Source organism: Streptomyces roseolus, from assembly GCF_014649855.1.
Classification (GTDB): Bacteria; Actinomycetota; Actinomycetes; order Streptomycetales; family Streptomycetaceae; genus Streptomyces; species Streptomyces roseolus.
In genome coordinates this window covers 130970-152496 of sequence record NZ_BMTV01000004.1, presented here as the reverse complement: position 1 = coordinate 152496, position 21527 = coordinate 130970, and the positions used below count along the sequence as shown (strand labels likewise).

Annotated in this window: 17 protein-coding genes; 11 read left to right on the top strand and 6 right to left on the bottom strand. The window is 74.7% G+C overall.

What is annotated here, in order from left to right; translation table 11 throughout:
* Positions 1 to 37: 37 nt before the first annotated feature.
* On the bottom strand, positions 38 to 1189 hold the full coding sequence (locus IE245_RS06125) for a helix-turn-helix domain-containing protein (RefSeq protein WP_189945696.1): 1152 nt from the start codon (positions 1187 to 1189) through the stop codon (positions 38 to 40).
* Positions 1190 to 1353: 164 nt separating this feature from the next.
* Between IE245_RS06125 and IE245_RS06120 the strand changes: the two genes are divergently transcribed.
* Entirely contained in the window at positions 1354 to 1956 is a 603-nt protein-coding gene (locus IE245_RS06120; RefSeq protein WP_189945695.1) for a hypothetical protein, read from the top strand.
* On the opposite strand, the gene IE245_RS06115 is transcribed toward IE245_RS06120, so the two are convergent.
* Positions 1950 to 3398 carry a PucR family transcriptional regulator ligand-binding domain-containing protein gene (locus IE245_RS06115; RefSeq protein WP_189945694.1) on the bottom strand — a complete coding sequence of 483 codons (1449 nt, stop codon included), beginning with the start codon at positions 3396 to 3398 and terminating at the stop codon, positions 1950 to 1952. The two genes, IE245_RS06120 and IE245_RS06115, sit on opposite strands and share 7 nt — an antisense overlap.
* Positions 3399 to 3496: 98 nt before the next feature.
* Between IE245_RS06115 and speB the strand changes: the two genes are divergently transcribed.
* Both speB and IE245_RS06105 read left to right on the top strand, forming a co-directional pair.
* Positions 3497 to 4471, top strand: coding sequence for an agmatinase (speB, locus tag IE245_RS06110; RefSeq protein WP_189945693.1), 975 nt, complete (start codon positions 3497 to 3499; stop codon positions 4469 to 4471).
* A 134-nt stretch (positions 4472 to 4605) separates the two neighbouring features.
* On the top strand, positions 4606 to 6288 hold the full coding sequence (locus IE245_RS06105; RefSeq protein WP_189945692.1) for a thiamine pyrophosphate-binding protein: 1683 nt from the start codon (positions 4606 to 4608) through the stop codon (positions 6286 to 6288).
* A gap of 30 nt (positions 6289 to 6318) precedes the next feature.
* Here IE245_RS06105 and IE245_RS06100 read toward each other — a convergent pair whose 3' ends face one another.
* Positions 6319 to 6693, bottom strand: coding sequence for a hypothetical protein (locus IE245_RS06100; protein ID WP_189945691.1), 375 nt, complete (start codon positions 6691 to 6693; stop codon positions 6319 to 6321).
* Between the two features lie 164 nt (positions 6694 to 6857).
* On the opposite strand from IE245_RS06100, the gene IE245_RS06095 reads away from it, so the two are divergent.
* From IE245_RS06095 to IE245_RS06080, 4 genes are all read left to right on the top strand, one after another.
* The gene (locus IE245_RS06095; RefSeq protein ID WP_189945856.1) at positions 6858 to 10613 is read left to right on the top strand and encodes an ABC transporter ATP-binding protein; all 3756 of its coding nucleotides are present in this window, start codon (positions 6858 to 6860) and stop codon (positions 10611 to 10613) included.
* 48 nt (positions 10614 to 10661) lie between these two features.
* Complete coding sequence (locus tag IE245_RS06090) at positions 10662 to 11033, top strand: hypothetical protein (protein WP_189945690.1); 372 nt, start codon at positions 10662 to 10664, stop codon at positions 11031 to 11033.
* A gap of 83 nt (positions 11034 to 11116) precedes the next feature.
* A complete protein-coding gene (locus tag IE245_RS06085) occupies positions 11117 to 11536 on the top strand; it encodes a hypothetical protein (protein ID WP_229851101.1) in 420 nt (139 codons plus the stop codon).
* An 86-nt stretch (positions 11537 to 11622) separates the two neighbouring features.
* Complete coding sequence (locus tag IE245_RS06080; protein WP_189945689.1) at positions 11623 to 13071, top strand: serine protease; 1449 nt, start codon at positions 11623 to 11625, stop codon at positions 13069 to 13071.
* 61 nt (positions 13072 to 13132) lie between these two features.
* On the opposite strand, the gene IE245_RS06075 is transcribed toward IE245_RS06080, so the two are convergent.
* Positions 13133 to 14932: a glycoside hydrolase family 3 protein gene (locus IE245_RS06075; protein ID WP_189945688.1), complete on the bottom strand. Its 1800-nt coding sequence runs from the start codon at positions 14930 to 14932 to the stop codon at positions 13133 to 13135.
* Positions 14933 to 15214: 282 nt separating this feature from the next.
* Complete coding sequence (locus tag IE245_RS06070; protein ID WP_189945687.1) at positions 15215 to 16126, bottom strand: LysR family transcriptional regulator; 912 nt, start codon at positions 16124 to 16126, stop codon at positions 15215 to 15217.
* A gap of 91 nt (positions 16127 to 16217) precedes the next feature.
* Between IE245_RS06070 and IE245_RS06065 the strand changes: the two genes are divergently transcribed.
* Together IE245_RS06065 and IE245_RS06060 are read left to right on the top strand one after the other, a co-directional pair.
* Positions 16218 to 17228: an EamA family transporter gene (locus IE245_RS06065; RefSeq protein ID WP_189945686.1), complete on the top strand. Its 1011-nt coding sequence runs from the start codon at positions 16218 to 16220 to the stop codon at positions 17226 to 17228.
* 9 nt (positions 17229 to 17237) lie between these two features.
* Entirely contained in the window at positions 17238 to 17825 is a 588-nt protein-coding gene (locus IE245_RS06060; RefSeq protein WP_189945685.1) for an AAA family ATPase, read from the top strand.
* 112 nt (positions 17826 to 17937) lie between these two features.
* Here IE245_RS06060 and IE245_RS06055 read toward each other — a convergent pair whose 3' ends face one another.
* Positions 17938 to 18984, bottom strand: a complete 1047-nt coding sequence (locus tag IE245_RS06055) for a LacI family DNA-binding transcriptional regulator (RefSeq protein ID WP_189945684.1) — start codon at positions 18982 to 18984, stop codon at positions 17938 to 17940.
* Positions 18985 to 19208: 224 nt separating this feature from the next.
* Between IE245_RS06055 and IE245_RS06050 the strand changes: the two genes are divergently transcribed.
* Positions 19209 to 20360 (top strand): Gfo/Idh/MocA family protein, encoded by a 1152-nt coding sequence (locus tag IE245_RS06050; RefSeq protein WP_189945683.1) that lies wholly within the window; start codon positions 19209 to 19211, stop codon positions 20358 to 20360.
* Entirely contained in the window at positions 20357 to 21511 is a 1155-nt protein-coding gene (locus IE245_RS06045; protein WP_189945682.1) for a dihydrodipicolinate synthase family protein, read from the top strand. The genes IE245_RS06050 and IE245_RS06045 overlap by 4 nt, the downstream gene beginning before the upstream one ends.
* Positions 21512 to 21527: the final 16 nt, after the last annotated feature.

Here is a 21527-nt window from a genome sequence, read left to right as displayed (position 1 = left end):
GCTTGCTCAGTCTGTCAGGTCCGAAGTTACCCAGCGGTCACCCGCCCTGTCCAGACTCCCGGCCTGTGATCCAGGCCCGTCCCCCGGAGTCGTACCCGTACACCGGCCTTCCCCCCACCCCGCTCGTCCGGAAGGGTTCCCCCTCCTCGTCCCCGATCCGCACCGTGCCGCTCCGCCCCTCGGCGCTCCACTCCAGCTCCAGGTACCAGCGGCAGTCGCACCCCGCCGTCCGCGCCGTGACGAGCAGCTCCTCGGGGCCGGTGGCGGTGACCGCGTACGGGAAGGTGACGGCGGGCAGGGTCCGGCCCTCCGCCCCGGAGGCGTCGTACCCGTCCAGCGCCCGCGCCACCGGCCGCGGCCGGTCCAGGTCCACCTCGAAACGGCGCGGCGTCACCGCACCGCCGCACCCGTCGTCCATCCGGTACGCCGCCCACGGCAGCGGCGCCGCCCGCTCCACCACCCGCACGTGCAGCGCCTGGAGCACCACGGCCGACGCGCCCTTCCCCTGCACCGACACCCGCACCAGCGTCTCCCCGCCGTGCACCGCCCCCGCCGCCTCCGCCCACCGCCGCGCGTCGGCCGGCACGGGCGGGGGGCCGGGCGTGCGCCCCGCGAGATAGGTGTGCCCGCATCCGTTCGCCCAGACGTGCGAGGCGACCGTCCAGGTCAACGGCGGGGGCGCCGGGACCTCCGCCCTCTCCGGCAGGAGTACGACTCCGAGCGTCACCGCCGCGAGCACCGCCACCGCCCCGCCGACCAGGCCCGCCCACGCCCACCGGCGGCGCCGCCGCCCGGACGGGAGGCCCGGCACGCGCGCGTGCGCGGGCTCCGGCACAGGCGTCGGCTCGGGGCCGGGCTCCGGCGCGGACGCCGGAGTCGCCTCCGGCGCGGGCGCGGGCATGGGCTCCCGCTCCGTGCCGGGGTCCGGCGCCGACGGGCGGCGGGCGGCGTCCGCGCGGGTCCAGGCCCCCTCCAGGGTCCGCCGTTCCTCCTCGCCCGCCCCGCACAGCAGGGCGAGGCGGTCGACCACGGCGAAGTCCTCCGGGACGGTCGCGCCGGAGCAGTACCGGTGGAGGGTGGACGCGCTGACGCTCAGACGCCGGCCCAGCGCCTCGTAACTCCTCCCGTCGCGCGCCTTCAGCGCGCGCACGAGCCGCGCGAACTCCTCGACCGCGGCGTCCTTCGGCATTCCATCCCCCTCGCCCCTGCGTCCCACCCTTCACGTCCTTGCACGTCAGCGGGGGTGGAATGGTTCCGGGACGGGCGACGGGCGCGTCACCGTTGCCGGACGGCGGGCGGTGGCCCGAGTCTGGTGGAGCACCGACCGAACCACCCGACGGGGGAACCACCACCATGACCAAGCTCCGCACCGCGCTCGCCGCCACCGCCGCCGCCCTGGGCCTCGCCGCCCTCGCGGCCGCCCCGGCGCAGGCCGCCGCCCAGCCCGCCTTCCTCGCCGCCTCCCAGATGCCGAAGTCGTCGACGCCGTGGACCGCCACCCAGATCTTCAACGGCGTCCCGGAGAACGGCGGCGCCCTCTGCGCCGAGTACAAGATCCCGGCGCAGAACACCCGCTACCGCGAGTTCACCACCGAGCTCGACACCAACGGCGTCCAGATCACCACCGTCGCCCGCACCGAGGCCGACGCGGTGAAGCTGGTCGACACCCTCCGCACGTCGATCGCCGGCTGCGGCACCCGCCTGGAGCAGCAGAACCCGGGCCTGGAGGCCGTCAGCGCCTCCCACGGCAAGCTCGCCGTCGAGGAGGGCGCCTGGGTCTACAGCCTGGACACCGCCGAGCCGCAGATCGGCACCACCGACATCCACCTCTTCTCCGTCGGCCGCGACGGCCGCACCGTCACCTTCGTCCGCTGGGGCCAGATGGGCGACCTCGCCGACGCCCCGCTGACCGGCTTCCGCACCACGACGAAGACGGCCGTGAACAAGCTCTACTGATCACTCCGTCCCAGGGCGAACCACAGCTCCATCCGCACGTCCGGATCGTCCAGGTCCCGGTCGAGGAGGACCGCGCAGCGGGCGATCCGCTGGCGGACCGTGTTGCGGTGGACGCCCAGCGCGGCGGCCGTCCGGTCCCAGCTGCCGTGCAGGGAGAGCCAGACGCGCAGGGTCTCGGCCCGCGCCTCGCCGAGGGGAGCGAGGAGCACGCGCGCGTGGGCGGCGGCCTCCGCCGGGTCGACCAGACCGGCGAGGCCGTCCGCCCGGTGGCGGACCAGGGCCGACCGGGTCGCCTCCGCCCGCCGCAGCGCCCGGGCCGCCTGGGCGTCGGCGGCCGGGAGCCCGTCGGGGGCGGTGGGGGCGGAGACGCCGAGGGTCCAGCCGGGCCGGGCCGCCACGGGCGCGTCCGGCGGCAGCAGGAGCCGTACCGTCGGACCCGGGTCGACCAGCTCCGTGCCGAGCGCCGCCGCCAGGGCGGCCGCCGCGAACGGGGTGCCGTCGCCGCCCCGGGCGTGCACCACCGTCCACGGGCCGGGGGAGAGGGCGCCGGTCGCCTCCGCCACCGGTGCGCCCAGCAGCAGCCGGGTCAGCACCCCGTCCCGCAGCGCCCCGTCGGTCGCCCCGTGCGGGGCGGTCAGCAGCGACAGCAGCACCACCGCGACCCCGGCGACCGTGTGGTCGCCGGGGTCGCGGCGCTCCGTCGCCACGCCGAGCGCGAGCGCGTCACCGCCGCCGAGGGCGTACGCGGCGAGCCGCAGCCCCGCTTCCTCGCCGCTCGCCGACGCGGGACCGGGCCCGGGCGCCACCAGGCCCGCGAGCTCGGCGAGCGCCCCGGTGGCCGCCGCTGGAATCTCCCGGCCCGCCGCGGCCGACTCCGTGCCGTCCCTGTCGAAGAGCACCGCCCGGCCGCCCAGCCGGGACGCCAGCGCGTGGAGGACGGCGGGGACCGGCGCGGGGCGCGCGGCGGCCGTCGCCAGAGACTGCTGGGCCTCCGTCACCCGGCGCAGCTCGCGCAGCCTGGCCTCCGCCATCAGCCGCCACAGCGCCCGCGCCACCGCCGCGAACGGCGTCCTCGGCGGCACCTCGACCAGCGGAAGCCCGTGCCGGACGCACGCCTCGACCAGCTCCGCCGGCACGGTGTCGTACACCGGCGTCACCCCGAAACCGAGCGCCGCCGCCCCCGCCTCCACCAACCGCTCCACGAACCGCGCCGGGTCCGCCAGCTGCACGCCCGCCGTCAGCAGCAGCTCGCCGCCGAGCAGGTACGGGTACGGGTCCGCCATCTCCGAGGTGTGCACCCAGTGCAGCGCCGCGTCCTCGGACCCGGCGAGCAGCCGGAGCCCCAGCTCCCGGCGGGCGAGCAGCGCGGCGAGCGGCACCGGCGGGGCCGGAGGAGTGGAGAGCGGCTCCGAGAACGTCACGACTGTGGCCCCTTCGTACATCTCCTGCCCTGCGAGTGGAGGAAACGTACACTTCAATGTGGCTTTCGGGCGACTTACGGTCGAGCCGCACCCCGACGACAGCCCAGGAGGCACCGACCATGAGCAGCGACCAGAGCACCCCGCGCGGCCCGATCGACTCGTCCCGCGTCCCGCGGTACGCCGGTCCCGCCACGTTCGCCCGGCTGCCGCGGCTCGACGAGGTCGGCACCGCCGACATCGCCGTGGTCGGCGTCCCCTTCGACAGCGGCGTCTCCTACCGCCCCGGCGCCCGCTTCGGCGGCAACGCCATCCGCGAGGCCTCCCGCCTCCTGCGCCCCTACAACCCGGCGCAGGACGCCTCCCCGTTCGCCCTCGCGCAGGTCGCCGACGGCGGCGACATCGCCGTCAACCCGTTCAACATCAACGAGGCCGTCGAGACCGTCGAGGCCGCCGCCGACGAACTCCTCGGCACCGGCGCCCGCATGATGACCCTCGGCGGCGACCACACCATCGCCCTCCCGCTGCTCCGCTCGGTCGCCAAGAAGCACGGCCCCGTCGCCCTGCTCCACTTCGACGCCCACCTGGACACCTGGGACACCTACTTCGGCGCCGAGTACACCCACGGCACGCCGTTCCGCCGCGCCGTCGAGGAGGGCATCCTCGACACCGAGGCCCTCTCCCACGTCGGCACCCGCGGCCCGCTGTACGGCAAGCAGGACCTGACGGACGACGAGAAGATGGGCTTCGGCATCGTCACCTCCGCGGACATCTACCGCCGCGGCGCCGACGAGGTCGCCGACCAGCTCCGCCAGCGCATCGGCGACCGCCCGCTGTACATCTCCATCGACATCGACTGCCTCGACCCGGCCCACGCCCCCGGCACCGGCACCCCCGAGGCGGGCGGCATGACCTCCCGCGAGCTCCTGGAGATCCTCCGCGGCCTCTCCTCCTGCAACCTGGTCTCCGCGGACGTGGTGGAGGTCGCCCCCGCCTACGACCACGCCGAGATCACGGCCGTCGCCGCCTCCCACACGGCGTACGAACTGACCACGATCATGAGCCGCCAGATCGCGGCGAGCCGTACGGCACAGTAGAGGCCGACGGCGGTCCGGGGTGTGGGCAGGCGTTTCGCCGGGGGTCCCCCGGACGAAGTCCTCGGGCGAGGGACGCGTGGGCACATCCCGGACCACCGGCCCGCACCCGACCACGACGTCCAGGGACCTCCGACATGACCCACGACCACGACCTGGTCCTGCGCCCCACCGCCGCACAGACGGAAGCCGCCCTGAACCCACCCGCGGGGCGGCGTGGCGGCGACCTCGTCATCGAGACCCTCACCGGCCTCGGCGCCACGACGGTCTTCGGTCTCCCCGGCCGGCACGCCCTCGGCGTGTTCGACGCCCTGCGCCGCTCGGACCTCCGCTACATCGGCCTGCGCGCCGAGAACAACGCGGGCTTCGCCGCCGACGCGTACGGCCGCATCACCGGCGAGGCCGCGCCGCTCCTCCTCTCCACCGGCCCCGGCGCCCTCCTGTCGCTCGCCGCGCTCCAGGAGGCCGCCGCCGCCTCCGCGCCGGTCATCGCCATCGCCGGCCAGGTCCCCGCGGCCGGGCTCGGCGGCGGCCGGCACGGCTACCTCCACGAGCTCCGCGACCAGCGGGCCGCCTTCCGGGACGTCGTGAAGTCCGTCCACACCGCCCGTACGCACTCCCAGATCCCGTCCGCGATCGCCGCCGCCTGGGAGTCGGCGCTCACCGCCCCGCACGGCCCGGTCTGGGTGGAGATCCCGCAGGACGTCCTCACGGCGGAGACGATCCTCCCCGTCGTCACGGCCATGGACGCCACGCCCGAGGAGCTCGCGCCGCGCCCGGAACTGACCGCGCTGGCGGCGCACCTCCTCTCGACGGCCGAGCGGCCCGCGATCATCGCCGGCGGCGGGGTGATCCGCTCCGACGCCTCCGGCAAGCTCCGCGCACTCGCCGAGCGGCTCGACGCGCCGGTCGTCACCACCTTCGGCGGCAAGGGCGCCTTCCCCTGGAAGCACCCGCTGTCCCTCCAGTCCTGGCTGGAGGACCGGCACACCACTGACTTCCTCGAGGACGCCGACGTCCTCCTCGTGGTCGGCTCCGGGCTCGGCGAGCTGTCCTCGAACCACCACACCTTCGCCCCGCGCGGCCGGGTGATCCAGATCGAGGCGGACGCGGGCAAGCTGGAGTCCAACCACCCGGGCCTCGGCATCCACGCCGACGCCCGCCTCGCCCTCCAGGCCCTCCTGGAGACGACGGAGCCCCGCACCGACGCCACCGCCCCCGAGCGGGTCCGCGCGGTCCTCGACAAGGTCGCGGCCCGCCTCGACGCCCAGTACCTGACCCTGGAGCGCCGCCTCGTGGCCTCCGTCCGGGAGGCGCTGCCGCCCCGCGCGCCGAGCTTCTGGGACATGACGATCCTCGGCCACTGGGCGTGGTCCGCCTTCGACCCCCGGCACCCCAACACCATGCACTCCGCGCAGGGCGCCGGCGGCCTCGGCTACGCCCTCCCGTCCGCCCTCGGCGCGGCGGCCGCCGACCCGACGGTCCCGGTCCTCGCGGTCTCCGGCGACGGCGGGGCGATGTATTCGCTCGCGGAACTGGCCACGGCGAAGCAGTACGGCTTCGACGTCACCTGGCTGATCGTCGACGACGGCGGCTACGGCATCCTCCGCGCGCACATGACCGACGCCTACGGCGAGGCCACCGGCACGGAGCTCACCCGCCCCGACTTCGTCGCCCTCGCCGGGTCCTTCGGCGTCCCCGCCGTCCTCACCACCCCCGACACCCTCGCCGCGGACCTGTCGAAGTCCCTGGCCACCCCCGGCCCCTCGGTCGTCGTCCTCCCGGCCCTCCTGAAGATCTTCGAACCGACCCACCTCTGACCATCCACGCGCGCGGGGTGACCGCCGCCGTCACCCCGCCAGGGACTCCCACGCCTTGCGGTACGCGGCGAAGCGGGCCTCGTAGCCCTGGACGAAGGCCTTCGCCTCCTCCGGGGCCAGGCCGTCCCGGGAGGCGCGGCCCGCGGGCGTCAGGCGCGCTATGTCGTCCATGATCACGAGGGCCGCGTCGGCGGCGCTCCCGCCGCGCTCCCGGGCGAGGAAGAACGGTTCCCCGATCTCCCGCAGCAGCCGCCGGCACTCGTTGTAGGGGTTCGACGTGGCGGCGGCCACCTCCCGTGCCGCCGCCTCCTCGATCCGGCCGCCCTTCGCGAGCGCCCGCATGGCCCCCAGCGCGGCGAACAGACCTCCCCAGCGGTACGGCTTCCCGTCCTCGACCGATCCCACGGACCCTTCCTTCCTGTCGGCACGACCCTTCTCCGTCTTCCTTCCTACCCACGGGAGGCCGTCACCCCTCCGTACGAAGCCCTTGTTGCGGCGGGATGAAAACGCACGTCGGGGGCGTTGTGGCCTTCCGGTAGACCGGGACGGACGGGAGGCGCCACGTGGTGGTGGAGCGGCAAGAGGGGTGGGCGCGGCGGCTGTGGGGCTACGCCTGGAGGTACAAGGCGGACGTCGTGCTCGCGCTCGGGTCGTCGCTGGCCGGCATGGCGCTGCTCGCGCTCGTGCCGCTCATCACCAAGGTGATCATCGATGACGTGATCGGGGCGGGGACGCGCTCCCTGGCCGTGTGGACCGGGCTGCTGCTCGGCGCCGCCGTGCTCGTCTACGGGCTGACGTACATCAGGCGCTACTACGGCGGGCGGCTCGCGCTCGACGTGCAGCGGGACCTCCGGGACGACATGTACGGGACGATCCTGCGGCTCGACGGGCGGCGGCAGGACGAGCTGTCGACCGGGCAGGTCGTGGGGCGGGCGACCAGCGACCTCCAGCTCATCCAGGGCCTGCTGTTCATGCTCCCGATGACCATCGGGAACGTCCTGCTGTTCGTGATCTCGCTGGCCGTCATGGCCTGGCTGTCGATCCCGCTGACCCTCGTCGCGCTCGCCGTCGCCCCCGCCCTCTGGTGGATCGCCAAGCGGAGCCGCACCCGTCTCCACCCGGCCACCTGGGCCGCCCAGCAGGAGGCCGCCGGCGTCGCCGGGGTCGTCGACGGGGCCGTCACCGGCGTCCGCGTCGTGAAGGGCTTCGGGCAGGAGGAGCAGGAGACCGGGAAGCTCCGGGAGGCGGGCCGGAAGCTGTTCGCGGCGCGACTGCGGACGATCCGGCTGAACTCGCTCTACACGCCCGCCCTGCAGGCCGTCCCCGCCCTCGGGCAGGTCGCCGTCCTCGCGCTCGGCGGCTGGCTCGCCTACAAGGGGGAGATCACCCTCGGCACCTTCGTCGCCTTCTCCTCCTACCTCGCCTCCCTCGTCGGCCCGGTCCGGATGCTCGCCATGGTCCTCACCGTCGGCCAGCAGGCACGCGCGGGCGTCGAGCGGGTCGTCGAGCTCATCGACACCGAACCGGCCATCGCCGACGGCACCAAGGAGCTGCCGGCCGACGCGCCCGCGACCGTCGAGTTCGACGGCGTGAGCTTCGGCTACGGCGACGCGGAGGGCGGGGGCAAGCCCGTCCTCGACGGGTTCTCGCTGGAGCTGCGGGAGGGCGAGACCGTCGCCCTCGTCGGCTCCTCCGGCTCCGGCAAGTCGACCGTCTCCCTCCTCCTGCCCCGCTTCTACGACGTCGACCGCGGCGCCGTCCTCGTCGGCGGCCACGACGCCCGCGAGCTGACCCTGGAGTCGCTGCGGGCCGCGATCGGCCTCGTCCCCGAGGACTCCTTCCTCTTCTCCGACACCGTCCGCGCCAACATCGCGTACGGCGTCCCCGACGCCACCGACGAGCAGGTCGAGGCCGCCGCCCGGGCCGCCCGCGCGGACCGCTTCATCGCCGAGCTGCCCGACGGCTACGCCACCAAGGTCGGCGAGCACGGCCTCACCCTCTCCGGCGGCCAGCGCCAGCGCGTCGCCCTGGCCCGCGCGATCCTCACCGACCCCCGCCTCCTCGTCCTCGACGACGCCACCTCCGCGGTCGACGCCAAGGTCGAGCACGAGATCCACGAGGCCCTGAAGTCCGTCATGGCGGGGCGCACGACCCTGCTCATCGCGCACCGCCGCTCCACCCTCGGCCTCGCCGACCGGATCGCCGTCCTCGACGGCGGCCGGCTCGCCGACCTCGGCACCCACGAGGAGCTCCAGGAGCGCTCCGCCCTCTACCGCCGCCTCCTCACCGACCCCGACGAGCTGGGCGGCGTCTCGCCCGGCCACGTCCTGAGGGCCACCGAGGAGCCGGCGGAGGACACCGGACTGCGGGCCGAGCTGGACGCCGAGTTCGACGCCGAGCGCGGCATCACCCCCGCCCTCTGGGAGCGGGACGAGGCGCCCGACCGGCCGGCGAAGGCCGCCGGGGCCACCCCCGAGCTGCTCGCCGCCGTCGCCGCCCTGCCGCCCGCCGTCGACGTCCCGGACGTGGACGAGGCCAGGGCCGTCGAGCCGGAGACCGAGTACGGGCTCCGCCGGCTGCTGCGCGGCTTCGGCGCGCCCCTCCTCATCAGCCTCGGCCTGGTCGCTCTCGACGCCGGCGCCGGCCTGCTGCTGCCGGTCCTCATCCGGCACGGCATCGACGAGGGCGTGAACCAGCTCGCCGTCGGCGCCGTCTGGGCCGCCTCCGTGCTCGCGCTCGTCACCGTCCTCGTGCAGTGGGTGGCGCAGACCGCCGAGATCCGCATGACCGGCCGCACCGGCGAGCGGGTCCTCTACGCGCTCCGCCTGAAGATCTTCGCCCAGCTCCAGCGGCTCGGCCTCGACTACTACGAGCGCGAGCTGACCGGCCGGATCATGACCCGGATGACGACGGACGTCGACGCCATGTCGACCTTCCTCCAGACGGGTCTGGTCACCGCCTTCGTCTCGGTCGTCACCTTCTTCGGGATCATGGTGGCGCTGCTGGTCCTCGACCTCCAGCTGGCCCTGGTCGTCTTCGCCTCGCTGCCGCTCCTCGCCGTCGCCACGTACTACTTCCGCCGCTCCAGCGTGAAGGCGTACGAGCTGGCCCGCGAGCGGATCAGCGTGGTCAACGCCGACCTCCAGGAGTCCGTGGCCGGACTGCGGATCGTGCAGGCCTTCGGCCGGGAGAAGGCGGGCGCCGCCCGGTTCGCCGAGCGCGGCGCCGCCTACCGGGACGCGCGCGTGCGCGGCCAGTGGCTGATCTCGGTCTACTTCCCGTTCGTCACCCTGCTCTCCTCGGCCGCCGCCGCGGCCGTGATGATCGTCGGCGCGAACCGGATCGAGGCCGGCACCCTCACCACCGGCGCCCTCGTCGCCTACCTCCTCTACATCGACCTGTTCTTCGCCCCCGTCCAGCAGCTCTCCCAGGTCTTCGACGGCTACCAGCAGGCCGCCGTCTCGCTGGGCCGCATGCAGGAACTGCTCCGCGAGCCGACGTCGACGGTCCCCGCCGAGAAGCCCCGCCCGGTGCCCTCGCTCCGCGGCGACCTCGCCTTCGAGTCCGTGTCCTTCGCGTACGGGACGGACGGCGGCACCGAGGAGACCGCCCTCACCGGCATCGACCTGCGGATCCCCGCCGGGCAGACCGTCGCCTTCGTCGGCGAGACCGGCGCCGGAAAGTCCACCCTGGTCAAGCTGGTCGCCCGCTTCTACGACCCGACCTCGGGCCGGGTCACCGCGGACGGCACCGACCTCAGGGAGCTCGACCTCACCGCGTACCGGCACCGGCTCGGCGTCGTCCCCCAGGAGGCGTACCTCTTCGCCGGGACGGTCCGCGACGCCATCGCCTACGGGCGGCCCGGCGCCACCGACGCCGAGGTGGAGGCCGCGGCCCGCGCGGCCGGCGCGCACGACATGATCGCCACCCTCGACGGCGGCTACCTCCACGAGGTCGCCGAGCGCGGCCGGAACCTCTCGGCGGGGCAGCGGCAGCTGATCGCCCTGGCCCGCGCCGAGCTGGTCGACCCGGACGTCCTCCTCCTCGACGAGGCCACGGCCGCCCTGGACCTGGCCACCGAGGCGCAGGTGAACGCCGCCACCGAGCGGCTCTCCGGCCGCCGTACGACCCTGATCGTCGCCCACCGCCTGACCACGGCGGCCCGCGCGGACCGGGTCGTCGTCATGGACCACGGCCGGGTCGCCGAGGACGGCAGCCACGACGAACTCCTCGCCCGCGACGGCCGCTACGCGGCCCTGTGGCGCACCTTCATCGGCGAGGCGGACCCGGAGGCGGAGCCGGAGGAGGAACCCGCCGCGATCTGAGTACGGGGGCTCATGCCCGGGCCCGGCGCCGGGGGTTGGATCGGGGTCGTGAACGACCGCGCCCCCGCCGCCGGAACCTCCCGGCCCCCCGCGCCGCCCGCCGCGCCCGTGGCGGGCGCCCGCACGCTGCGCCGGAGCGCGCTGGGGGCCGGGCTGCTGTTCTTCCCGGCGACGGCGTTCGTCCGGATCGCCGCGGTCGCCACGGAGCGCGGCGGCCGCTGCCTGACGTACGGCGGGTGCGGCGACGTCCCCGGCCCGCTCTTCCAGGCCACCCTGGTCGTCGCCGGCGCCGCCTGGCTCGCGGCGCTCACGACGCCCGGCGGCGCGCCGCCCTCCCGGGCCCGGTGGGCCGCCCTGTGGACGCTGATCGCCGCCGAGCTGTTCTTCCTCTGCCTCGTCATGGGCCACTACACCGGATGACCGGCCGCGCGGGGGCAACCGTACGGTCCTCTCGAACGTCGTATGCGTGTACGGCAAGAAGTGGGACGGGGGAGGAGACGGGCATGCCCGGAAGCACTGCGGTCCGGCGGGCTCTCGCACGCGCGCGCCCGCGCCCCGTCGCGTACGCCCTCGTCCTCGCCGTCGCCGCCGGGTTGCTGACCCTGGCCGGGCCCGGCGCGGGCACCGCCGAAGCGGTCTCGGTCTGCCAGGGCAGGCCCGCCCGCACGGTCTCCTTCGCCACCGGCGAGCTGCGCCTCTACCGCACCCGCCACTACGCCTGCGCCCTGGTCCTCGCCAAGCGGCCGGGTGCCCCGCGCCCCATGAAGGTCACCCTCCAGCCGCGCGGCGGCCGGGCCGCCGCCGTCAGCGGACGCTGGGGCCGGCAGGCCGGACCGGTGACCGTGCACGCCCTCAACCGCTGCGTGCGGGCCACCGCCACGGTCTCCGGACGCTCCGCCGCCACCGGCTGGATCCTGTGCTGAGGCACAGGTAAGGCCCAACCGGGTCTGGCGGCCCGGACGTTCACCCCGCTAGGTTCACGGCACCGTTGTGAATCATGGGAGGGTGAATGCGTAAGTCGCTGAGACTGATGCTGTCGCTTTCGGTGCTCATAGGCACCGTGGGCTCCACCGGCGTGGCCACCGCCACCGCCGCGGAGACGGAGTCCCGCAGCACCGTCGCGGACGCGCAGAGCTCGGACATCAAGGACCGCCTCCTGGCGATCCCGGGGATGAGCCTGATCGAGGAGAAGCCGTACGCCGGCTACCGCTTCTTCCTCCTGGACTTCGAGCAGCCGATCGACCACAAGCGGCCCTGGGCCGGCACGTTCAAGCAGCGGATCTCGGTCCTCCACAAGGGCACCGACCGCCCCACCGTCTTCCGCACCAGCGGCTACGGCCTGAGCACCACCCCGGGCCGTGCCGAGCCGACCCGGATCGTCGACGGCAACCAGGTCTCCATGGAGTACCGCTTCTTCACGCCGTCCCGCCCGCAGCCCGCCGACTGGTCCAAGCTCGACATCTGGCAGGCCGCCTCCGACCAGCACCGCGTCTTCACCGCCCTGAAGAAGGTCTACGGCGAGAACTGGCTCTCCACCGGTGCCTCGAAGGGCGGCATGACCGCCACCTACTACGAGCGCTTCTACCCGCGCGACATGGACGGCGTCGTCGCCTACGTGGCCCCCAACGACGTGGTGAACAAGGAGGACTCGGCCTACGACCGGTTCTTCGCGAACGTCGGCACCGCGGAGTGCCGCGACCGGCTGAACTCGATGCAGCGCGAGGCCCTGCTCCGGCGCGGCCCGCTCCAGGAGAAGTTCAAGACCTGGGCCGCCGCCGAGGGCGTCACCTTCCACACGCTCGGCTCGGTCGACAAGGCGTGGGAGGCGACCGTCCTCGACTTCGTCTGGGGCTTCTGGCAGTACTACGGCGAGGACGCCTGCGCCACGATCCCGGACGCGGGCACCGCGAGCGACGACACCGTCTACGAGACGATCGACACGTACGCCGGCTGGTCCGCCTACACCGACCAGGGCCTGGAGTACTACACGCCGTACTACTACCAGGCGGCCACCGAGCTCGGCTCGCCCTCCATCGAGCAGCCGCACCTCGCCGGGCTCAGCCGCTACGGCTACCAGCCGGCCTCGAACTTCGTGCCCCGCGAGATCCCCATGAGGTTCAAGCCGTGGGTGATGCGCGACGTCGACGACTGGGTCCGCAAGAACGCGAACCGGATGCTCTTCGTCTACGGCGAGAACGACCCGTGGGGCGCCGAGCCCTTCCGCCTCGGCAAGGGCGCCCGCGACAGCTACGTCTACTACGCGCCCGGCGCCAACCACGGCGCCAACGTCGCCGGACTCGCCGACGCCGAGCGGGAGAAGGCCACCGCCCGCATCCTGGCCTGGGCCGGCGTCGACGCCCCGGCCGTCGAGGCGGCCCGCCCGCTCGCGGCCTTCGACGCCCGCCTGGACCGCCCGGTGGACGAGGACGCGACGCCGGGCCACGGCCTGCGGCCGTAGCCCGCGACGAGGGGTGCGTCCACCGGGCGCACCCCTCGCCCCGTCAGGCGGGGGAGAGCCCTCAGGCGTAGGAGAGCCCGAACCCCACCGGGTAGAGCGTCACCGCCGGGTCCTCGGCGCTCCGCACCGGCACCGGCAGCCGCCCGCGCGGCTCCGCCCGGCCGGCGAGGACCCGGACGGCGGCGCGGAGTTCGACGTCGGTCCAGGAGTACGCGGCGAGCGTGGCCCGCTGCCCGGAGAGCCGGGCGACGTCGTACGGGTTGCGGATCGCGACCGTCACCACCGGCACCCCGGTCGCCACGAGCCGCTCCACCAGGGTGCGCTGCGGGCTGGCCGCGGTGACGTTGTACGTGCCCACCACGACCACGTCCTGCCCGGCCGCGGCGGTCACCGCCTCCTCGATCCGGGCGGCCGTCGGGGTGATCCCGGTGGAGAGCGCGGTCGCGGTGAAGCCCAGCTCGCGCAGGGCCCCGGCGAGCGTGGCCGTCGGCGGTCCCGTCGTGCCGGAGGGCGAGGCGGGGTCGGCACCGACGACGAGGACCCTGCCGTGCGTGGCGGGGGAGAGCGGCAGGAAGCCGTCCTCGTTGACGAGGAGGGTGGTGGTCCGTTCGGCGATCCGGTCGGCCTCGGCGAGGTGCCGGGCGGTGCCGACGGTCGCGTCGACCTCCGCCGGTGTCGTGGCCGGCTCGGTGAACAGGCCCCGGCGGGCCTTCAGGCGCAGGATCCGCAGAACCGATTCGTCCAGCCGTTCCTCCGTCAGCTCCCCGTTCCGCACGGCCCCGAGGACCGCGTTCCACGCGAGGTCGAGCTTCGGCGGGTTGAGCAGCTGGTCCACCCCGGCCTTGAGGGCGAGCACCGGCACCCGGTCGTCGCCGTACTTGGTCCGCACGCCCTGCATGTCCAGGGCGTCGGTGACCACCACCCCGTCGTAGCCGAGCTGTTCGCGGAGCACCCCGGTGAGGATCGGGTACGAGAGCGTCGCCGGGTCCTCGGACGGGTCGAGGGCCGGGACGACGAGGTGCGCGGTCATGATCGCGTCGATGCCGGCGGCGATCGCGGCCCGGAACGGCGGGGCGTCCAGCTCGGCCCACTGCGCACGGGTGTGGGTGATGACCGGCAGGCCGTAGTGGCTGTCGACGGCGGTGTCGCCGTGGCCGGGGAAGTGCTTGGCGGTGGCCGCGACCCCGGCGCCCTGGTAGCCGCGGATCTGCGCGGTGACGAGGGCGGAGACCGCGCGCGGGTCGGAACCGAGCGAGCGGACGCCGATGACCGGGTTGGCCGGGTTGACGTTGACGTCGGCGACCGGGGCGTAGTTCTGCCGGATGCCGAGGGCGGCCAGCTCGGCCCCGGCGATCCGGGCGGCCTTGCGGGTGTCCGCGGGGGAGCCGCCCGCGCCGAGCGCCATCGCGCCGGGCAGCAGGGTGGCGGGCTCGCCGACCCGGCAGACGATGCCGTGCTCCTGGTCGGTGGAGATCAGTACGGGGATCCGGGAGGCGGCCTGGATGCCGTTGGACAGCTCGGCGATCTGGTGCGGGGAGCGGGTGTTGTGCGCCCAGGCGAAGTAGATGACGCCGCCGAGGTGGTAGCGCCGGACCAGTTCGGCGGCGGTGCGGACGCCGAGTTCACGGAGGTTGGCGTCGACGTCGGCCTGGTCGGGGGCGGTGGCCGAGTGGCCGTACACCCGCGAGACGAAGAGCTGGCCGACCTTCTCCTCCAGCGACATCCGGCCGACGATCCGGCGCAGCCGCTCCTCGGTGCGGGCGTCGGTGGCGTGCGCGGGGGCGGTGGCGGCGGCCCCCGCGGCGGTGGCGGCCGCGACCGCCGTGACGGCGAGCAGGGTGCGTCGGGTGGGGTGGGGCACTGGTGCTCCTTCCGGCCGTGCAAGGGTGAAAGAAACTTCCAAGGTGAACGGATAGTCTGAAAGTAACTGCCCGGTCAAGGAATCCCGCACGAATCGCCGAGAAGAGAACTCCGTCCCGGTTCGGGCCACGGTGATCGGGTTCAGGCCGCCGTGTTCCGCTCCTGGCCGCCGTGACCCGCTTCAGACCGTCGCGGACTGCTCCTGGCCGCCGCGTTCGGCCGTCCTGGCCGCCGTGCGCCGCTTCGGATCGTCGTGTCCGCTTCGGATCGTCGTGTCTCCGCTTCAGGTCGCCGACGCGATCGACGGCCACAGCTCCTGGAGCGTGCGGACCGTCTCCCGGATCGCCGGCCGTCGTGCCGCCCCCGCCCGCCACAGCGCGTGCAGCCGCCGCGTCGGAGCCGGGTCGAGCCGCAGCGGCGCCACCTCCGGCGGCAGCCCGCCGCGCCCGAGGCGGGGCACGAGCGCGACGCCCAGACCGGCCGCCACCAGTGCGACCTGCGTGTGGTTCTCCTCCGCCTGATGGACGATCAGCGGCTCGGCCCCGGCCGCCCGCAGCGTCCGCGTCAGCCAGTCGTGGCAGACCGTCCCCGGCGGCTGCGAGATCCACCGCTCCTCCGCCAGTTCCTCCCGCCGCACCGAGGTCCGCGCCGCCAGCGGATGGCCCCGGTGGACCAGGACGTCGCAGCCGTCGTCGCCGATCACCGCCTGCTCCACCCCCGGCGGCGCCGGCAGCGGCGCGATGTCCCAGTCGTGCGCCACCGCCAGATCCAGCACCCCGCGCGCCACCAGGTCCACCGACAGGTGCGGGTCGACCTCCGTCAGCCGGGCGTCCAGACCGGGGTGGCGCAGCGCCAGCTCCGCGAGCACCCGCGGCATCAGCCCGCGCGCCGCGCTCGCGAAGCAGCCGACCGACAGCCGCCCGGCGGGCAGCCCGCGCCGCTCCTCCAGGCGCACCTCCGCCTCCTCCACCAGCGACAGCAACTGCCGGGCGGTGTCGCACAGCTGCCGGGCCTCGTCGGTGAGCCGGACGCCCCGCCCGCTCCGTTCGAGCAGGGTCGTGCGGGTCTCCCGCTCCAGCTTCGCGATCTGCTGGGAGACCGCCGAGGGGGTGTAGCCGAGCGCGGTGGCCGCGGCGCCCACGCTGCCGTGGACGGAGACGGCGTACAGGGCGCGCAGCCGGCCGAGATCGAGCACGGGGACCTCCCCTGGTTTCAGCGACGCTTCATCCAACCATGAAGAAACCCGTGCTGGTGCTACACGGTCGGCGCCCGCCATGCTCGACCGCATGCGCCCCGCACACATCGCCCTCGCCGCGCTCGTCGCCGCGGTCTGGGGGGTCAACTTCGTCGTCATCGAGATCGGCCTCGACCACTTCCCCCCGCTGCTCTTCTCCGCCCTCCGCTTCCTCGTCGCCGCCCTCCCCGCCGTCTTCCTCGTCGGCCGGCCCAAGGTCGCCTGGAAGTGGATCGTCGCCGTCGGACTCGCCCTGGGCGTCGCAAAGTTCGGCCTCCTCTTCACCGGCATGGACCTCGGAGCACCCGCCGGGCTCTCCTCCCTCGTCCTCCAGGTGCAGGCCGTCTTCACCGCCCTGTTCGCCTTCGCCGCCCTCGGCGAGCGCCCCGGGCGGACCGCCGTCCTCGGCATGGGCGTGGCCCTCGCCGGCATCGGCGTCGCCGCCGTCGACGAAGGCGCCTCCGGGCCCGTCACCGGCTTCGTCCTGGTCATCGCGGCCGCCGCCTGCTGGGGCGCCTCCAACGTCCTCACCCGCAAGGCCGCCCCGCCCGACCCGCTCAACTGGATGGTCTGGGTCAGCACCGTGCCCGTCCTGCCGCTGCTCGCCCTCTCCCTCCTCCTGGAGGGCCCCGAGCGGGACCTGGCCGCGCTGCGCGCCCTGGACTGGACCGGCGTCGGCGTCATCCTCTACGTCGCCTGGGTCACCACCGTCTTCGGCTTCGGCGCCTGGGGCTGGCTGCTCCGCCGCCACCCCGCCTCCTCCGTGGCCCCCTTCTCCCTCCTCGTCCCCGTCTTCGGCATGTCCTCGGCCGCGCTCCTCCTGGGCGAGTCGGTCACCCCCCTGCGCTGGCTCGCCGCGGCCCTGCTGGTCGGCGGCGTGGCCCTGACGACCCTGGCCCCGCGCCGCACGCCCCCGGCCGCGACCGCGCCCCCGCGTCCGGGCGCCTCCCCGGCCCCCTCCGGGAAACAGCCCGAGCCCGCCGCCGCGGCCCCGGCGCCCGGGAACGGGTCCCCACGCACGGGCGGCCGGCGGTCCGGCCGGACGGACGAACGGATGACCTAGGGTGCGGGGATGGATCTCGTACCCGTCGACCGCGACCCGTCCGCCCCCGGCACCGTCCTGCTCAGCGGCATCCCCGGCAGCGGCAAGTCCACCGTCGCCGCGGCCCTCGCCGCCCGCTTCGCGATGTCCGCGCACATCGAGGTCGACGAGCTCCAGAACCTGATCGTGCGGGGCTGCCACTGGCCCACCCCGGACGGCGACCCGGAGGCCGACCGGCAGATCTTCCTCCGGGCCCGCAACGCCGCCCTGCTCGCCGGCAGCTTCGCCGCGGCCGGCTTCCTGCCGGTCGTCGACGACGTCGTCGTCCGCCGCTCCCACCTGGGCTTCTACCGCGACCGGATGACGGCGGGCCCGCTGCACGTGGTCTTCCTCGCCCCCGGCCCCGACAAGGCCTGGGAGCGGAACAACGCCCGCCACAAGCGCCTCACCACCAACTGGGCCTTCCTCGACGAGGCCATGCGCGAGGAACTGTCCGGCGAGGGCGTCTGGATCGACAACGCGGACCGGACGGTGGACGAGACCGTCGACGCGGTCCTCGCCGCCACCGGCCTGACGGCCCACGCGGACGCGAAGGGGAACGGCTCCGCCGGCGCGTAGCGGCCCGTCACGTCCCCGACGAGCCCCCCGCGTCACGCCGGGCGCGCCGCACCGGCGGCCCGGCGGCCCGGCGGTACGACACGCGCGTACGCAGGCGGCCGGTCCGCCGTGCCTACGCCCGCGGCGCCCCCGTCGAGTCCCGTACCACCAGCGCGCCCGGGATCGTCTCCGTGCCGGTCGGCGGGGCGTCCTCCGTGCCCATCGCCAGGCGGCCGGCCCGTACCCCCGACTCGTGGAGGGGGAGGTGGACGGTGGTCAGGGCGGGGACCGCGTCCACCGAGAAGGGGAGGTCGTCGAAGCCGGCGACGGAGACGTCGCCGGGGATCGACAGGCCCCGTTCCCGCAGGGCCGCGCAGACGCCGAGGGCCACCGTGTCGTTGGCGGCGACGATGGCCGTGAGCTCCGGCTCGCGGGCGAGCAGTTCCGCGACGGCCGCGTGGCCGGCGGCACGGTCGTACGAGCCGTGCACGGTCGGCCCCTCGGCGACGCCCGCCGCCGCGAGGGCCTCCCGGTGGCCCTCCAGGCGGTGCCGGGTGGTGGTGCGGTCGGCGGGGCCCGCGACGTAGCCGATCCGCGCGTGGCCGAGGCCGAGCAGGTGCTCGGTGAGCCGGCGGCCCCCGGCGCGGTTGTCGAAGACGAGGGCGGCGAGGTGCGCGTCCCCGGGCACGGGCGGCCGTCCGCAGAGCACGACCCGGGTTCCGGCCTCGGCCATCCGGGCCAGCTTGGCCGCCGTCGCGGCCAGGTGCTCCGGGTCCTCCAGCGAGCCGCCCATGAGGATCACGGCGGCGGCCCGCTGCCGCTGGAGCAGCGTGAGGTAGGTCAGCTCGCGCTCCGGGGAACCGCCGGTGTTGCAGACGACGGCCAGCTTCTCGCCGCCCGCCCGACCCGAGCCGCCCTCGCCGATCGCGCTCTGCGCGGCGCTCGCCATGATCCCGAAGAAGGGGTCGGCGATGTCGTTGACCAGCACTCCGACCAGGTCGGAGGTGGCGGCGGCGAGGGAGCTCGCGGGCCCGTTGAGGACGTAGTCCAGCTCCTCGACGGCCCTGAGGACCCGCTCCCGCGTCGAGGCGGCGACCGGGTAGTTGCCGTTGAGGACGCGGGAGACGGTCGCGGGGGAGACCCGGGCGCGGGCGGCCACGTCCGCCAGGGTGACGGTCATCGCGTGCGTACCTCCGACATCGCGTGCGTACCTCCAAGGCAGAAGGCGCGGGGCCCTTGTCCGGCGTGATGTCGGCAGGCTAGCGTCATCTGCGACAGAAAGCGCTTTCTATCGTCGCGCCGGAAGCGCTTTCCGTCCTGCCTCCGCGCATGTCCCCATGCGCGGAGGCGCCCACCGAACGCAGTCGGACGAGGGCACACGCCCGCCGGGGAGAGGAACATTCCGTGACACGCAGGACCATCCGCATCGCCATGAACGGCGTCACCGGGCGCATGGGCTACCGCCAGCACCTCGTCCGCTCGATCCTCGCGCTGCGCGAGCAGGGCGGCCTCGACCTCGGCAACGGCGAGGTCCTCTGGCCCGAACCGGTCCTCGTCGGCCGCCGCGAGCACGCCCTGCGCGCCCTCGCCGAGAAGCACGGCCTGACCGAGTGGTCCACCGACCTCGACGCCGTCCTCGCCGACGACTCGGTCGACGTCTACTTCGACGCCCAGGTCACCTCGGCCCGCGCCGACGCCCTCACCAAGGCCATCGAGGCCGGCAAGCACCTCTACACCGAGAAGCCCACCGCCGCCGACTTCGCCGGCGCCCTCGACCTCGCCCGGCTCGCCGCCGCGAAGGGCGTCAAGCACGGCGTCGTCCAGGACAAGCTCTTCCTCCCCGGCCTGCTCAAGCTCAAGCGGCTCATCGACGGCGGGTTCTTCGGCGAGATCCTGTCGATCCGCGGCGAGTTCGGCTACTGGGTCTTCGAGGGCGACTGGCAGGAGGCCCAGCGCCCCAGCTGGAACTACCGCTCCCAGGACGGCGGCGGCATCGTCGTCGACATGTTCCCGCACTGGGAGTACGTCCTCCACGAGCTCTTCGGCCGCGTCACCTCCGTCTCCGCCGAGATCGCCACCCACGTCCCGCGCCGCTGGGACGAGCAGGGCAAGCCGTACGAGGCGACCGCCGACGACGCCGCCTACGGCACCTTCCACCTGGAGGGCGGCGCCATCGCCCAGATCAACTCCTCCTGGGCCGTCCGCGTCAACCGCGACGAGCTCGTCGAGTTCCAGGTCGACGGCACCGAGGGCTCCGCCGTCGCCGGCCTGCGCAACTGCCGCGTCCAGCACCGCAGCCTCACCCCGAAGCCGGTCTGGAACCCCGACATCCCCGCCACTTACTCCTTCCGCGACCAGTGGCAGGAGGTCCCCGACAACGCCGACTTCGACAACGGCTTCAAGGCCCAGTGGGAGCTCTTCCTCCGCCACGTCGTCCTCGACGAGCCCTACCACTGGGACCTCCTCGCCGGCGCCCGCGGCGTCCAGCTCGCCGAACTCGGCCTGAGGTCCGCCGCCGAGGGCCGCCGCCTCGACGTCCCCGAGGTGACCCTGTGACCCTCCACCTCCCGGTCCCCGGCGGCGGCACGCGCGCGTACGAGCCCCGCACCGAACCGCTCGCGCCCGCCGCACCCGGCCCGCTCACCTCCCGTACGGTCTTCTCCGCCGCGCACGTCGTCGCCGACCCGTACGCCGACACCACCCCCGACGGCCCCGCCGCCGTCGACTGGGACGCCACCCTCGCCTTCCGCCGCCACCTGTGGTCCCACGGCCTCGGCGTCGCGGAGGCCATGGACACCGCCCAGCGCGGCATGGGCCTCGACTGGGCGGGCGCCGCCGAACTCATCCGCCGCTCCGCCGCCGAGGCGAAGGCGGAGGGCGGCCGGATCGCCTGCGGCGTCGGCACCGACCAGCTCACCGGCCCGGCCACGCCGCGCGAGATCCGGGCGGCGTACGAGGAACAGCTCGCCGTCGTCGAGGAGTCCGGCGCCCAGGCCATCCTCATGGCCTCCCGCGCGCTCGCCGCCGCGGCCGCCGGCCCCGAGGACTACCTCGACCTCTACGGCCACCTGCTCCGGCAGGCGTCCGAGCCGGTGGTCCTGCACTGGCTCGGCCCCATGTTCGACCCGGCCCTGGAGGGGTACTGGGGCTCGGTCGACCTCGACACGGCCACCGAGACCTTCCTCGACGTGATCGCCGCCCACCCCGACAAGGTCGACGGCGTCAAGATCTCCCTCCTCGACGCGGGCCGCGAGATCGCGCTCCGCCGCCGGCTCCCCGAGGGCGTCCGCTGCTACACCGGCGACGACTTCCACTACCCGGAGCTGATCGCGGGCGACGAACAGGGCTTCAGCCACGCCCTCCTCGGCATCTTCGACCCGCTCGGCCCGCTGGCGGCGGAGGCCGTCCGGGTCCTCGACACCGGCGACACGGCCGGTTTCCGCAAGCTGCTCGACCCGACGGTCGCGCTCTCCCGGCACCTCTTCGAACCCCCGACCCGCTACTACAAGACGGGCGTGGTCCTCCTCGCCTGGCTCGCGGGCCACCAGGACCACTTCACCATGGTCGGCGGCCTCCACTCGGCCCGCTCCCTGCCGCACCTGGCCCGCGCCTACGAACTCGCCGACGGGCTCGGCCTCTTCCCCGACCCGTCCCGCGCGGAGTCCCGCATGCGGTCCCTGCTCACGGTGTACGGAGTGCCCCAGTGAACCTCGACCGCTTCAG